Here is a 15,502-nt window from a genome sequence, read left to right on the forward strand (position 1 = left end):
CCTCCAAAAGCACATCCTGTTCGACGAGAACCTCGCCTTCCCCACACAACTTCTCGAAGCTGCTTGACAACTTAGCTCCGTGAGGTGTCTCGTCGCCCTCGTCCGCACCGGCGCCCGCTTCGAAGGCGGAGTCCTGATCGAGCGTGAGCAGGAGGCTGCGGCATGAGTCAGCGCAAGGAACGCCCGCTGCTGTTCCTGGACGTCGACGGACCTCTCCTGCCGTTCGGCGACGGCCCGCAGCGCGAGCCGTCAAGCACCGCGACAGATTCGCACCTGACGCGGCTCGACCCGCGCATCGGGCCTCGCCTCGCGGCATTGCCGTGCGAGCTGGTCTGGGCCACCACCTGGGAGGAGGAGGCGAACACCGACATGGCACCCCGACTCGGCCTGCCGCCCCTGCCGGTCGTGCACTGGCCGGAAACCTCCGACGCGCATGAACGCGAGGACCAGTGGTACGGACTCCACTGGAAGACCCGAACCCTGGCGGCATGGGCGGACGGACGCCCGTTCGTCCATGGGCGGACGGACGCCCGTTCGTCTGGGTCGACGACGAGATCACCGACGCCGATCGAGACTGGGTGTCCACCCTCCACCCGACCCCAGCCCTCCTCCACCGCATCGCGTCGTCCCGCGGCCTCACCAATGAAGACTTCGCAGTCCTCGATCAATGGCTCCAGGCCACTTGAGGCTCCCCGCAGTAATCCACAGGAATTGACAATTGCTCGGAGTCTGGGTACGGCAGGACTCCAGCCTCCCCGCCCCCGCCAACAGCACGGCACCGTACGGGTCGTGCAGTTGAGGCCGTCTCGGCCTGGATGTCCGCGCGGCCCGCAATCATGTGCGTTGGTCGCGGTGAGCGGGCGTCCCAGCTTGTCGTAGGTGGAGCTGGAGACCTGCTGGTAGACGGGGGTCTTGTCCACCGGGTCGTAGCTGGCGAACCGGTGGAGGCGGTGATGTCGCCCTTGGTGGGCGCCACCCCGACCGCCTGGCCGTCGTAGGCCGCGGTGACGTCGGAGACGACGTTGCCGGGAACCACCGGGGGCAAGCAGGGGACGGAGTAGACCTCGGTGCGGCTGACCTCGGCCAGCAGCCAGTCCGTCGTGTTGCGCACGTACGTGGTCCGCGTGCAGGTCTTGGCGGTGTCGCCACTGTCCTCGACGGCGATCGGCATGCCGTACGTGGTCTTCTGCTTGACCGTGCGGGTGCCGGTGGAAATCTTGGCGCGGGTGGTGGTCTCGTTGCGCCACGTGAATTTGTCCTGGGCGCGGATGCCTCCATGACTTCCCGAAGGGGCAGCCCGTTGTTGCCGTTCATGACCCCCAAGGGCCCCGCTGGAAACAAATCCAGCGGGGCCCTTGGGCATTTACTGCATGCCGACGCTCCGACTTCAATTACCGGAGGCCAACTTTTTCGGTGTTCACCAACGAGATCCACAACTCAGCGACCATCGCCATGCCAGGCATTTCACCTAGGCTTTGGCCCGTTGTACTCGATCCCGCAGCTCGGGAGGCAGGATCTCCGAATTTGCCATCCCCCCGAGAAGCTCCCGAATGAATTCCTGATCGAAATTTTGCTGCTGCGCCATCTCGATGGCCCAGGGAACGGCTAGCTGCATCCAATACGAGCGGCCAGAGTTCCATGCTGACCCAACTGTCAGCTCCATCAACCTCTCGGGGGTCGACACGCCACCCTCATCAAGAGATTCCCATGCGCGGGAAAACTCGCTAAGGCAGGCGGAGAGATCGCGCTCCAAATAGGGCCACATGGGAGCGAATCTAGATCCCTCAAGAGTCGCCCGACCCTCCAGCTCAACACCCACACCGATCCGACCGTCGGGCATGATTCCAATCCATGCCCCGTCGCCGCGATACACTACCGGAGTCCATTCGGCCATCTCAACCCCACTGCCTGTATTCATACTGAACGCCATTGCCATTCAAGAATTCTTGGAATTTCTGACGCGTTGCATCCGTCCACCTATGCCCATAGTGCCCACTACTCTCCGTGAACACCAGTCGGCCATCTTCGCGGAAGAGTGTGCCACCCAATACCGTATTCTTGTCGGCGCCAAGTGATTGCGCCAACTGCTCATGCGGGCTGAGCCCTCCAGGGATGGGCTCGCGGTCGCCTGCCAGGAATCTTCCCGCCTCGGAATCGTAGACGAATTCAGTCTCTGACTTCGGCGAAGTGAAGGACTTCAAAGCGTCAGCAGAATTCTTCCCTGACTCCAATCGGACTTCGGAGTCGGCTTCTCTGAGTGCTTTGCCCAGTCCGTCGTTGATGCGTCCGATGCCGTCCGCCGTGCCGATGGCGCCGGCGCCCACAAGGGCAACGCCGCCCGCGACTGCGGTTGCGCCAGCGAAGCAGCCGACACCGGTGATGCAGAGGGCCACACCGCCCGCAGTACTATCTGCGCCGGCGCCTATGAGCGCCATGCTTCCGGCGATTTCCGCGGAGCCCCACCAGATCTCGGGCTGGGAGAAGATGGCGGAGCCGTAGTCTTTGACGCTTGACAGCCAGCCCCACCCGGAGCCGCCGCCGTTCCCTGTCTTCCGTGCAGGGACCGGTTCTGGGCCCTTTTTGAAGGTGATCTTGGCCGTCGTGCTGTTCTGAGTCTGGGTAACTACCGTGGTGAAGGTGCCGGATACACCATGGGATGTGCCCGGTTGTGCGTAGGTCTTGGTGTAGCTCCAGTCCCAGCCGCCCTTGTCGTTGAGCGTCCAGGATTCGGTACCACCGCCGCAGGAGCTCGAGGCACCACCACAAGCGCCGTCTGGGCGGAGCCCGGTGGGGTCGGCCAGGGTGACGGGGGTGTTGTTGGCGTAGGCGTAGCCGTTGAGGGACTCGTGGTCGTCGGGGGCGAGGACGGGGTCGACGGAGAGGAAGCGTCCGCTGGCCGGGTCGTATTCGCGGGCGCCGATGTGGGTGAGTCCGGTGTCGGCGTCGGCGGGTTTGCCGAGGAAGCCCTTGTCGTCGGGCCAGGCCGACGGTGCGGCTCCGCGGCTTTCGCCGAAGGGCTTGGTGTAGCGGTGGGTGACGGCCTGGGTGGTGGCGTCCACGCTCATTGAGGCGGTGCCGTGGTGGTCGTCGACCATCCAGGACAGGCCGGACTCGGTACGGACTGCGGTGGCGTCGCCGGCGGGGTAGTAGCGCTGGGCGGTGAACTTCTTTGTGGCCGTGTCGTAGTGGAGTTCCTGACCTCCCAGGTAGAGGACGGTCTTGGCGGGACCGCGCCGGATCAGGAGTTCGCCGTTGGCGTCATAGAGGTAGTCGGTGCTCTTGGTGCCTTCGGTGAGTCGGGTGAGTTCTCCTTCGATGTCCCAGGTGAGGCTCTGCGCGGTGCCGGTGGGGCCGTAGCGCTTGGTGGTGTTGCCCTGCTCGTCGTACGTAAGGGACCCAGCTTGGCCAGATCTCCGAAATCACCTACGAAACCGAGCACGAACTACTCCCGTATCCGCCCCCGGCCTCGCTCCTGCAAAATCAGCTCGTCGTAAAGATCCTGTATGCGCATCGCAAGCCGCAGCAGGTCTTCGAGGCCGAGCAGGCCCCGGCCGGAAGTCGTCCGGCCGGGGCCTGCTTGGGTGTCAGCGGATTCAGGGCTGGTGCCCCGCCTCGTGCAGTCGGTCACGCGCGGCCCTCAGCACGCCCTGCGACCACTCCGCACGGGTGACTCCCTCGGGCAGTCTGGTCAACTCGGCGTGGCTGGCGCCCAGCGCGCGGGCGATCGCCTCCACCGCGAGACCCTGCATAAGATCGTCGTTGTACTCACCACGGCCTTCCTCGGCGAGCTTCAGCAGGGCGCGGAGGAGTTCGGCGTCGAACCCGTCGTGCAGGATCGCCCCCGCCCCCGAGACCGCTGCTATGAACGCATCATCGCTTGTATCCCACTCGGGGGAGCCCAGCAACTCGAGAATCTGCTTCCTGTACTTCGCTCCCACTCTCCAGTGCGCCGTGAGCACCTGCACGGCGAGCGCCGAGACCTCGGGATCCTCGGGGTAGATCAGATACGTGGCGATCAGCGGCTCGTATGCCAGGCCGCCCGCACGGGCCACCGCGTACAGCCGCTGGTAGAGCTCCCGGCCGGCCCGGCACTCGGTGACGGCTTGGGCGATCTGCTTCACCTCCTGCGGCGGGATGGTGCCGTCCTTCGCCCGTGCGATCAGCTGCCGCACATATGCATCATGCGCCACTGTCATGCTCCACTCACTTGATTCTGGGGACGAACTGCTCGGAGAAGTCCAGCATTCTGCTGGCCCGCCCCAGGTCGGCGACGAGAAGGTCTCGCATGGCGCCACTCGTCCCAGGATGGGCCAGCTTCCTGTTGATGGCTGCGATTTGATTGAGTAGGCCACCCTGGGCGTTGCGAACCTCGTCGACATGATCCCAGGGGACACCGCTCGCCTTCCGTTTGACCACCTCTCCCTTCAATTCCCGTGCCGCCCCAGTGAGGTCCTTCATCGTCAAGTGCTCGGCATAATTATCGATCTTGGCGGAGAACGGCGAGGTGGGGATCTTGTTCGCGAGCTTGATCGCGTCGGCTATATTGTCGAGTTGCTTGGGCAGCTTGGCCGCGTCGCCCGCGAGCGGAATAAAGCCGGCCGCGCCTAGGGCGACCCCGAGTGTGTCCTTGTCGGCGACCGCGCGACCCAGATCCGCGGCGTCGCATCCGGCGCCGGCCACGGGTACCCAGCCGCAGGCCATCAGGGCGATCTCACCGGCCACGCCCCACGACGGTCCCGCATAACCCCCCTTGTAGTCGGGGTCCGGAGCCATCCCCGGGCTGGGGCTGGGCGTCGCGGTGGACGGTCCGCTGCTGCCGTACCTCACAGTCGGCAGCGGGCGCGGTCCGGTCTTGTAGCTGACCTTGTACGACACATTGCTGCGCGTGGTGTTGACAGTGAGAGCCAGTGATGAGCCGTCGGGATAGCTGTAGTGGTAGGTCTTGGTGTAGCTCCAGTCCCAGCCGCCCTTGTCGTTGAGCGTCCAGGTCTCGGTACCACCTCCGCAGGAGCTTGAGGCACCACCACACGCGCCGTCGGGGCGGAGCCCGGTGGGGTCGGACAGGGTGACGGGTGTGTTGTTGGCGTATGCGTAGCCGTTGAGGGACTCGTGGTCGTCGGGGGCGAGGATGGGGTCGACGGAGAGAAAGCGTCCGCTGGCCGGGTCGTATTCGCGGGCGCCGATGTGGGTGAGTCCGGTGTCGGCGTCGGCGGGCTTGCCGAGGAATCCCTTGTCGTCGGGCCACGCCGACGGTGCGGCTCCGCGGCTCTCGCCGAAGGGCTTGGTGTAGCGGCGGGTGATGGCCTGGGTGGTGGCGTCCACCGCCATTGAGGCGGTGCCGTGGTGGTCGTCGACCGTCCAGGACAGGCCGGCCTCGGTGCGGACGGCGGTGGCGTCGCCGGCAGGGTAGTAGCGCTGGGCGGTGAACTTCTTTGTGGCCGTGTCGTAGTGGAGTTCCTGACCTCCCAGGTTGAGGACGGTCTTGACGGGGCCGCGCCGGATCAGGAGTTCGCCGTTGGCGTCGTAGAGGTAGTCGGTGCTCTTGGTGCCTTCGGTGAGGCGGGTGAGTTCTCCTTCGATGTCCCAGGTGAGGCTCTGCGCGGTGCCGGTGGGGCTGTAGCGCTTGGTGGTGTTGCCCTGCTCGTCGTAGGTGTAGGTCTTGGCGGTGCCACTGTTGACGGTGACGGAGGTCAGGGTGTGGGGCTGTCCGGTGCCGGAGGCATTGACAGCGGGGTAGCCGTAGCCGGTCTTGGTGTCGCCGGTGGCCTTGTGCTCGGTCTGGGTGTCTCGCAGGCCGCCGGGCTTGTAGGTCCAGCTGGTCCAGTACGGGGCCGGCCCGCCGAGGGCGGACGCCGCACGGGCGGTGGCGCAGTCGTTGGAGGACGGGGTCCAGGCTTCGGTCAGACGGCGGTAGCCGTCGTAGGCGAAGCACTGGGTGTCCTTGCCGTTGGCGCTGTCAGTGATCGACTCGACGTTGCCAGAGGCGTCGTAGACGTAGTTGGCGTCGCTGGTGTTGCCGGTGTTGGTCTGGTCGACGGTGTGGGTGTTGGCCAGGCGGCGGGTGCCGTCCTCGTAGCGGTTGAGGATCTGGAGCTGCTTGGCACCGGTGGAGGTGCCCAGGCGGGTCTCCTCGCTCTCGCCGTACGGGGAGTAGCCGATGTTCTGGACGTAGTCGGTCATGCCGTCGGTGCCGGTGAGCATGCCGAGGGCGTTGTAACTGTTGGTCACGGTCTCAGCGGGAAGACCGGCCACCGCGGGCAGCGAGGTCGACTGAACGGCGCCGTCGATGTTGTAGGTGGTGGAGGTGGTGAACGTCTGCGGCGCCCCTGCAACAACCAGGGGGTCGCTGGCGGCGATGACGGTCTTGGTGCCCTTGGAGCGGCCGAGCGCGTCGTAGCCGGTTGCGACCTGGGAGTAGATCTTGCCGGTGGTGCCTCCGACGTAGCGGATCGACGCTGTCGGCTTGCCCTTGGCCAGGGAGTCGTAGGTGGTCTTGGTCAGCTGGTGGGCGTTGTCCTTCACCCCGTCCCAGGTCCCGGTGGCGCGGCCGAGCTCGTCGTAGTCGGTGATCAGGGTGCGGGACACGCCATTGAGGGTCGTGGCGATGGTCAGTGGCTGGTCGGCGTCGTTGTACGTGGTGTCGACACGGCCCATATCGGGGTCGGTGGAGGTGGTCTCGCGGCCGCGCAGGTCGTAGCCGTACGTCCAGACCGCCCCGTCTGGACCGGTCATCTTCTTGAGCTGGCTGCCGGGGGTGTACTCGTACAGAGTGCGGGTGTAGTCGCTGCCTGTGGGGACGGGGCCGCTGTACTCGCGGCGTTCGGTGATCCGGCCGAGGGCGTCGACAATCGTCATGGTGCCGGTGCCGCCCTCGGCGGCGGTGACGGTAGTGCGGTCACCCTGCTTGTCGGTCTTGGTACGCCACTTCTCCTGGTCATAGACCCGGAAGATCGATTCGGTGGCGCGTCCCGCTGCGTCGAAGACCGTCTCGGTGGAAGCGGGGGTGGAGCCGGGGTAGGTGTTGGCCAGGGTGCCTGAGGGGGCGTCGTTGTCGTGGATCTGGCTGTTGGAGACGTATGCCAGGCCGCGGTCGTCGTAGAGGGTTTCGGAGATCACCCGGCCGCCGTTGGGTGCGGGGACCTGCTTCTGGCGGGACCGCAGCAGGCTGTCGAGGATCTCGTAGGAGTTGTTGTATGTCTTTCCGTCGGCCTTGAGGGCGTCGGTGCGGACCCAGGTCTCCTTGTCGTTGTTGATGCTGTAGGTGTAGACGATGCTGGCTACGTCTCCGAGCGTGCGGGAGCGGTCAGGCTTCCAGACAGACAGAAGGCGGCCAAGTGCGTCGAAGGACCACTCGGTGACATTGCCGTTGGCGTCTGTGGACTTGGTGGCAGTGCCCCAGGCCGGGTCCACCTCGGTGGTGGAGGTGTAGAGCTTGGGGTCGGTGGTGGTCTTGGAGGTCAGCGGGCCGTAACCGGTGTCATCGGGGACGTAGGTGGTTCTGACCGTGCGGTTGAGGGCGTTGGTCGCAGTGAGCGGGCGGCCCAGCTTGTCGTAGGTGGAGCCGGAGACCTGCTGGTAAACGGGCTTCTTGTCGAGCTCGCCATAGCTCGCCAGGCGGTAGGAGGCGGTGATGTCGCCCTTGGTGGGCGCGACCCCGACTGCCTGGCCGTCGTAGGCCATGGTGATATCGGAGACGACGTCGTCGGGGATCACCGGGGTGGTCGTGCAGGCAACCGAGTAGGACTCGGTGCGCGAGACCGCGTTCACCAACCAGACCGAGGTGTTACGGACGTAGGCGGTCCGCACGCAGGACTCGTCGCCGGTCTTGGCGATGTCGCCGGTGTCCTCCACGGTGATCGGCATGCCGTACGTGGTGTCGTATGTGGTCTTCTGCCTGACCGTGCGGGTGCCGGTGGACGTCTTGGTACGGGTGGTGACCGTGTCGGCCTGGACGATCCAGGAGTCGGTGGTGCCCCAGCTGTAGGTGTGGCTGCCGGTCTTGTGCGACCAAGGGTTGTTGATGGTGCCGCTGACTTCTTCGGCGCCGTTGTAGGCGATGGTCTCGCGGACGAAGCCGGCGTACTGGCGGGAGTCGTCGATCGCGGTGCCGGTGGAGTCGGTGACCTTTTCCACGCGTGCGGTGCCGTCGAGTTCCTTCTCGCCGTTCAGTCCGCGCATGTAGAGCGTCAGTTTCTTGCTGCGCGGGCCCTCGGAGTCGCCGGAGGTCTGCACGACCTTGCCGTAGCCGCGCCACTGCGACCAGGTGCGGTTGGACGGCTTGGTCAGGCCCTCGTCGTCAGCGTAGGCCCAGCCGGCGCCGTCCTTGTAGTCGTAGTACGTCTCGCCGGTGTCGCCGTGGCCGTAGGGGTCGTCCTGGAAGACGGAAGTGACCACGTACTTGTGGAACCAGTCGGTGACCGGGGTCGCCCCGGACTGGGACCACTTGACCGGGAAGCAGCGGCGGGCGTTCTTGTCGACGTCCGCCGGCATGCTGGTGCCCCAGATGCAGTCCGGGTCGGAGTAGTTGGCGGTGAGGGTCGAGCCGGTCTCGGACTTGATGGTGCGTACCCGCCACTTGATGTAGCGCAGGGTGTCCGGGCCGCTGCCTTCCACGTGGTTGGGCAGCTGGGCGCCGCCAAAGGTGACCGGTGGCATGGCGGCAGTGGTGGTGTTGGCCTTGCCGGTGTTCTGGATGGACTTCAGCCACAGGCTGGCGGAGGAGGCGTCGCCGGTATCGGGGAAGTCCTGTTCCAGGTGCCAGGTGTCAACGTCCCGCTGGTTGGTGCCGGTGCCGGTCCACACGGAGGTGGTGATGTCGGTGAGGCGCTTGCGGGTGAAGAAGGATGGGCCGATCTGGGTGGTGCACTTGGTGTTGGCTGCGCAGATCATGTCGAAGGGCACGTCGGGCCAGTTGGCCTTGGTGTCCTTGGTCAGGCTTGAGCAGCCGCCTGAGGTGATGCAGCGCTCGGCGTAGGTGAAGCGGACCTGCTGGGCGGCGGGCTTGGTGTAGATCAGGTCGCTGCGCAGGCCGTAGTCGATGCGGTCGAGGTGGCCACCGCGGGTGTAGCCGGTCCCGTTGACGGCGGTGTCGGCGTTCTTGGAGTAGTAGTTCGTCTCCTTGCTGTACCAGTAGGTGGAGGCGTTGCCGTGGGTGTCCTCGACGTAGTCGAGGTTCCAGCGCCAGGCCTGGTTGCAGGAGGAGTCGGCGAAGCCGGTGGACTTGTAGCAGGGTTCGCCGGAGTCGTCGCCGAAGACCGGGGCGGTCCAGACGGAGTTGGTGACAGGGTCGTCGTCGGCGGTGTCGGTGGTGCCCTTGTCGCTCCAGCCGGGCATCCGGTGCTTGCCGAAGAAGTACTGGGTGCCGGATGCGTCCGTGACCTTCCAGTACTCGGTGTTGTTGTCGCCGTTGGCGGTGGCGCCGGTCAGGTGCTGGACGCGGGTGCCGTCCTCGTTCTTCGTCTTCCACGAGCCGCCGGACGCCTCGGAGAGGGCGGCGGTGTCGCAGGCCGCCTTGTCGGCACAGGTGTTGACCAGCTCGACGGCCTTGCCGTTGAGGACCAGGGTGGAGTTGGCGTACTTCCAGCACAGGTCGCCCTTGCCGGACTGGCCGTCTTCCTTGCAGGACCCGTACTTGCGCTCGATGTAGGACTCAGTGATCGAGAAGCCTTCACCGATCACCGAGGTCTGGTTGTTCTCCCCGGCCGTGCGGCCGTCCACGGATGCGGAGTTGTAGGAGATGGACAGGTTCGGGGACGGGCCGGCCGTGGCCGGGGGAACCCGCAGCGGGTAGTTCCAGGTGAAGTCACCCGTACTGCCACCGGCCTCCCAGGTCGCGGTCGGAGACAGCGGCGTGGCGCTGTAGTCGCTTCCGCCGCCTGAACTGTCGGCCGCCGCCGCGAGCAGCATCGGGGTGCCAGCTGCGAGGGTGCGGGCGGAGACGGTACCCGTCAGCGTCTGCGATCCGGTGTCGTTGCTCGCGCCGGCTACTGGCTGCTGAGTGCGGCAGGACTCCTTCTCGGGGGTGGTCAGTGCACATGCCGGGAGTGTCACCAGGCGCAGGCGGGGGCCGAAGTTGCCACCGTAGACGTCGTTGAAGGTGGAGTAGTCCAGAGATACCCGGAGCCTGTCGGTATCTCCGGCAGCTCCTTCGGAGGGATCAATGGTGAGCAGGATCCCGTTGACACCTGCCTTCTTCGCGGCGGCCTGGGAGTGGACCCTGAGCGCCACCTCTTCGGCGGGACCGGTAGCCTCCGCCTTCGTCTTGGCCGACTTGGCTGCCAGGGCGGTGGGCTCCTGGGCCAGGTCCACGCCGAGTCCGCCGACCGTGATGGCGGTCCCCGTGCTGGTCGCGGGGACCTTTGCGGTGGCCTTTCCAGCCTCCGGCCACGCGGCACTGTTCAGCCGCGCGCGGGTCTTGCCCGAGGCGGAGGCGGCCTTGTCCTTCGGGGCCTTGGACGCGCCGGGCTTGAGCCTGCCTACCTTGTCGATCTTCGCCTCGGGCCGGTCCTCCAGCTGCTTTCGGGCTGTCGCGGTCTGGGCCTGGGCAGCGAAGTCGTACCCCGAGGGAATCACAACTTGCGGAAGGACAGAGAGGGAGACTACGAGGGCACCGCGGCCGAGCCAGCGGCGTATGAACGCCCCTGGCAAGCGCTTACGGAAGGGCGGCGAGGACACAGTTACTCTCCGTGTTCGATGATGGGCGGGGAACGCTCCGGCAACGGCATCGGCGCCGCGAGCGCTGCTTTTGGCGCGCGCCCGTCAAGGCGCGCGTGCTACGGGAGGCTTGGAGAAGTGCGAGACGGCCCGGGCGCCGGCATCAGCAGCACCCGGGCCTGAACAGGTCGGAGATCGGGGAGTAGCGCAGGCACTCCGACCGTCCTCGCTTCTACCGCTGCTCGATGTTGTGCCGGTTGGCGATGTTGTCGGTGGAGGTGGCTCCGGCCCAGACACGGACGCTGTCGATCTTGCCGGGGTAGTAGCGCGCGGCGGCGCCGTTGATCTTCGCCCGGCCGATCTCGAATGCCCCGGCACCCTGCCAGGGGGCCGAGTACGCCACGCCGTCCGCGTCACCCATCAGGGCACTGTCGACGTACAGCCTGAGCGCGCCGAGTTTGGAGGTGTCCTCGGGGTCGGCTGCGGCCTGGGCGTCGTAGACGACTGTCAGCATGACGGGCACTCCCAGCTGAGCGGTGGTGAATGCGGTGGATTCACTCTCGGTCCAGGCGGCTCCGGTGCCGTCCTTGTCGGGACGGCCGAACGTCCACCGTCCCTGGGTGCTTCCGGCCGGCTGCTCGTACCAGACGCCCCAGGAGGACTGACTCGTCCCCGACTGGCCGAACACCTGCACCGCGTAGGACTTGGTGGTGTCGGCGAGCTTGGCCGGGTCCAGCGTCACCCAGGCGGTCGCGGTGAACGAACCGGAGTCGTCGAGGAGTGGGCCGGCGGCGGTGGCGTAGGCGCTGGTGCCGTTCAGGGTCATCGACTGCGTCGTCGTGACCTCTTCGCCGATATCCGGGTCTCCGGTGGTGAACTGGGTGAGCGCGGCCCCGTTGAGTGTCAGGTTCCGGCCGTAGCCGCTGGTGTCCTTCACCGTGGTGCCGGCGGCGTTGGCCATGTCCGTGGCGTCCCACTTGGCGACGAGCGCCGGGACCGGGTCGCCGGCGGTGCCGTCGCTGATGTCCTCGTCCTCCAGCCAGGCGTCGTGCGCAATCTCGGTGTCCGTGACAGCACGGGACCAGACGTGGACCTCGTCCAGGCTTCCGTTCAGGTTCTCGACGTAGCTGGTGCCGGAGTGGAATCGTCCGAACTGCATCGGGCCGCTGGCATTCCAGGCGGTCGTGCTGGTCACCGGCTGGCCCTGCGGGACTCCGTTGACGAACAGCTGGATGGTCTGGTCCGCCGCGTTGTAGACACCTGCCAGGTGTGTCCAGGTGTTCGCTACCGGCTGCGCGGTGGAGTACGAACGGACGGCGGCAGCACCCACGGCATCACTGGCGTACTTGCTGAATGCCCACTTCCCGGCCGACGCGGAGTAGTGCAGGGCGTAGCCGGACAGGTTGGTGCCCTGCTGCGAGAGGACCGTCTGGCTGCGAGAGATGTCGGCCGGACGTACCCATGCGGAGACCGCAAAGGACTTGCTGGTGTCGAGCACGGCACTGCTGGTGGCGGCGTAGTCGCTGGTTCCGTTGAGCTTCAGCGCCCCTGCACCGGACCGTGCCAGCGCGGTGTAGGCGGACGAGCCGCCCAGCGTCAGCGGGTGCTGAGTCGCAGAGGTGCTGTCAGCACCGTTGTTGTCCAGGTGCCAGACCCCCGAGGGCTTCTCGGCACCCTTCACCAAGAAGCTGTAGTAGCCGGTCTGCGAGCTGTGAGCCGCCGCGTCGTAGCCCCAGACCTGGATGGTGTTCTCACCGGCCTGGTTCGGCGTGATCGTCTGGGTGGTGGCCGCGCCCTTGGCGACGGTGATCGGAGCGGAGACCGCGCCGCTGTTCAGCTTCCACTTGTAGCTGACGACGTCCGACTGGATACCGGCCGTGGTGGGATTGGTGTCCGCGGGGGTAAAGGTGAACTTGCCCGATGTGCCCACCCCGCCCGCGGCCGGATCGGTCTCGGCCGACTTGTAGACGCCGTCCGCGCTGGTCACCACCGGAGGCGGTGGCGAATCAGTGTCTACCCGCAAGTAGCACCAGGACGACCAGGCCGAGTCCAGCACACCGGTGGCGCCTCGGTCCGTCTTGTAGTACGCCTGTGTCTTGACCCGCATCCTGTAGTCCGTCTGTGCCGGCAGCGCGCTGGAGGTCGCGTCGCGGGGGGCATTGTCGGCCACCCAGGCGGCGTCCGGGGAGGCCGCGTACCAGGCGCGGCTGGAGCCGTCCGCCTTCCACACCTCGAACAAGGCGCGCAGCTGAGAGCCCGAGCCGTCGGCCGACTGCACCGTGGCCAGCATCTTCGGCGTGGTGTCACTGGTGGCGAATGGCAGCGTGGAGGCGTTGCAGGCCCGTCCGGTGGTGCCCTGCTGGACGCCGTACGAGGTCGGCTTGTCGGGGTAGGAGACGTAGGTCACCGACAGCTTGGCGTCGTTGCGGAACCGCGCCCAGGCGGCCGCGTCGGACTCGTCGTGTGCGGTCAGCGAGAAGGTGATCTGCGACGTCTTGTTCGTGGCGTAGGAAGCGAGGGTCGTCGTCAGGTTCTCGTTCGTCTCCTCGTCCACGTTGTCGCTGAAGCGTACCCAGTTCGCCGGCTGTGCCGGGTTGCACAGGCTGCCCCGGCCGTAGGCCACGTTCCGGTCGCCCATGAGGTCTACCCCGGTGGGGCGGGACGACCAGGTAGTGCTGGAGGAGATGCCCTTGTCCACGCGGCTCAGGTCGTACCAGTGCGGATCGCAGTTGAACGTCCACAGTTGGTACACCTCCATCGTGGCGTCCAGGATCTTCTTGCCGTGGATCGAGGAGAGCGGGTACTCGAAGTAAAGGCGCTGGGTGTAGGGGCTGTTGGAGCACAGGTATCCGCCGGAGTTGGAGCAGCGCCCCACGCCCTTGTCCCCGTCGAACTCCCAGAATTTGTCACCGTCCGAGGAAAGCGCCGTCCAGTCGCCCAGTGCGATGCCCTTGGTCGGCGGGTCGATGTAGACAGGAAAGACAGTGTCCTTACCGTGAAGCAGGGCCTGATCAGCCGTGATCTCCAGGGAATCTTCGTTGATTTTGAGTGGGAGTTCGGCCGTCGCGTCACCGCTGCTGGGGCCCTCCGAGGGGGCGGGTTCGCCCTCGGCGTCGGGCAGCGGGGCCGTATGCGTTGGTTCCGGTTCGCCCTCCGGCTCTGCTGAAACGGTGCGGTCGAGTTGCGTGGTGATGCCCGCTGCCGGGGTGTCACCGGCCGAGTCCCACATCCGCCCTGCCGGGCTCTCGAAGACCGGGGAGCCGTCGCCGTCGCGCGCGACGAAACCGCCATCGGCCGTCGGGGCGATGTCCAGGCCATTGCCGGAGACGGTCATCCTGATCGTCGCGAGCGCCGGATTCTTTGCAGCCTCCGCGGTCTTGACCACGAGCACCGAGGTGTAGCCGGAGCTCAACGCAGTCAGTTTCAGATCGACGTCCGGGAGGACTCCGGCGTACGTGACGGTGTCGCCGTCGAGTCGGGGCTCCGGGAGCTCAGTGGGCCAGCCGAGCCGCAGCTCGTGTCCCTCATCCTTCAGCGTGACCAGTCCGTCCCCGCTGCCGCCGCCCGAGAAGGTGAGACCAGCTGTCGTGTTCTTCGCCCGCACAGAGCCGTTGGTCTCGCGAACGAGGGTGGTGTCGATGGGTGCCCAGGTACCGTCGTCCCTCCGGGCACGGACCGGAGCCGCGTTCATTTCCTGCGTGAAGGTGCCGTCCGGGTTGGCGAAGACCTGGGACGATTCGGTAGTCACCCCGTCCACGGCCACTCGCTCACCGGTCTCCCCCGCGAGAGCACTAGCCTCCGACTCCGGAGTCCCGTCGACCGCTGTCGAGGCCGCTCCGTCATGGGCGATTGCTGGAGTCGCTCCGACCCCGACCACCGGAATCGCACTCCCTAGAAGTGCGACGGCTACGGCCCAACTTCGCGCCGCCTGACGCCAGCTGTGCCCCCGTTCCTGAGTTAACATGCCCCACCCATCCCCTTAGTTTTTCCTTAAAAGAATCTGTGTGGATCATGTGTTGATCAGGCACGATGGTCAACTGTGTCGTGCATCACATTGACTTACTGCGCCCGGCAGGGACCGCGACGAACTGGACGAGACGTCCCCGGGCTTGGTGCAGGCAGGGAACGTGGGACCGCGGTCTCCTGGAAGATTTCGGAGCAGAATCGGGCCGTGTGGCGGGAGTGACTCCTGCGCGGCCAGGGACGCGCTGCGCCAGCTCCGTACGACGGCCCTCTCGCTGCCCAACAAGTCGGTCTCAGTGCTGGCCGGAAAGACCGACGGCTCCATCCGGTATGGCGAATACGCCTGCGGAATCTCACGGTTCGAGGCCAAGTGGTTCGACGAGGCCCGGCTGACGCTGACGGATTTCGCCGCCACGTACAGGAAGGACGGGCGCAGGGCGCGGGCCCGAGCTCGGGCGTCGCCATCGCCGCCGATATCGCCGGCACCTGGGCGGCGGCCGGCAAGCGCCTGCCGTCCTCGGACAGTCCGGGCGGGGCCGGATGTAATTGGTCATCAGCAGCGGCGCCCCGGGCGGGGCGAGATCCTGTACACCGGGTCGATCGCGGGAAGGGCAGGCGTTGGCGAGTGCGGCCGCTGCCGGACGTCGGCAAGGAAGCAGTCGCACTGCCGACGCAGCGGCCGGGCAACTCGCCGCCGTCTCGGGCTCCGTGTCTCCACAGCTATGCGGAGCCCGCGGACGCGGGCCGGACGGCTCGGCTCTGAAAGGGGCCGCAACGCGAGTGCCAGAATTCACCCCAATGGGTGACGTTACCTGCGGGGGCGCGCTGCCACTTTCAGATGCGTCGGTCACTTTCAGGCGGTGGTTGACCAGGCGTGACTCATCGT

Annotated in this window: 6 protein-coding genes and 2 pseudogenes; 2 read left to right on the plus strand and 6 right to left on the minus strand. The window is 66.4% G+C overall.

Annotated features, from left to right (window positions below; all coding sequences use genetic code 11):
• Positions 1 to 162: 162 nt before the first annotated feature.
• Positions 163 to 686 (plus strand): annotated as a pseudogene (locus ACZ7IB_RS23510) (HAD domain-containing protein).
• A 381-nt stretch (positions 687 to 1,067) separates the two neighbouring features.
• A complete protein-coding gene (locus ACZ7IB_RS23515; protein ID WP_470915352.1) occupies positions 1,068 to 1,280 on the plus strand; it encodes a hypothetical protein in 213 nt (70 codons plus the stop codon).
• 188 nt (positions 1,281 to 1,468) lie between these two features.
• Here the strand turns inward: ACZ7IB_RS23515 and ACZ7IB_RS23520 are convergent, their stop codons facing one another.
• The 6 genes and pseudogenes from ACZ7IB_RS23520 to ACZ7IB_RS23545 form a co-directional block, all read right to left on the minus strand.
• Positions 1,469 to 1,765 carry a hypothetical protein gene (locus tag ACZ7IB_RS23520; RefSeq protein WP_470915353.1) on the minus strand — a complete coding sequence of 99 codons (297 nt, stop codon included), beginning with the start codon at positions 1,763 to 1,765 and terminating at the stop codon, positions 1,469 to 1,471.
• Between the two features lie 130 nt (positions 1,766 to 1,895).
• Positions 1,896 to 2,435: a polymorphic toxin type 43 domain-containing protein gene (locus ACZ7IB_RS23525; protein WP_470915653.1), complete on the minus strand. Its 540-nt coding sequence runs from the start codon at positions 2,433 to 2,435 to the stop codon at positions 1,896 to 1,898.
• 99 nt (positions 2,436 to 2,534) lie between these two features.
• A pseudogene (locus ACZ7IB_RS23530) lies at positions 2,535 to 3,401 on the minus strand (RHS repeat-associated core domain-containing protein); the annotation flags it as partial.
• Positions 3,402 to 3,593: 192 nt separating this feature from the next.
• Positions 3,594 to 4,196, minus strand: coding sequence for a hypothetical protein (locus tag ACZ7IB_RS23535; RefSeq protein WP_470915355.1), 603 nt, complete (start codon positions 4,194 to 4,196; stop codon positions 3,594 to 3,596).
• Positions 4,197 to 4,203: 7 nt separating this feature from the next.
• A complete protein-coding gene (locus ACZ7IB_RS23540; RefSeq protein ID WP_470915357.1) occupies positions 4,204 to 10,572 on the minus strand; it encodes a polymorphic toxin type 28 domain-containing protein in 6,369 nt (2,122 codons plus the stop codon).
• Between the two features lie 313 nt (positions 10,573 to 10,885).
• Positions 10,886 to 14,401 (minus strand): LamG domain-containing protein, encoded by a 3,516-nt coding sequence (locus ACZ7IB_RS23545; protein ID WP_470915359.1) that lies wholly within the window; start codon positions 14,399 to 14,401, stop codon positions 10,886 to 10,888.
• Positions 14,402 to 15,502: the final 1,101 nt, after the last annotated feature.

The sequence above is a fragment of the Streptomyces sp. NPDC037301 genome, assembly GCF_055602785.1.

Coding starts and splice junctions, on each gene's coding strand:
- ACZ7IB_RS23520 (WP_470915353.1), bottom strand. CDS start 1,765: ATGTGGCCCTATTTGGAGCGCGATCTCTCCGCCTGCCTTAGCGAGTTT.
- ACZ7IB_RS23525 (WP_470915653.1), bottom strand. CDS start 2,435: ATGGCGCTCATAGGCGCCGGCGCAGATAGTACTGCGGGCGGTGTGGCC.
- ACZ7IB_RS23535 (WP_470915355.1), bottom strand. CDS start 4,196: ATGACAGTGGCGCATGATGCATATGTGCGGCAGCTGATCGCACGGGCG.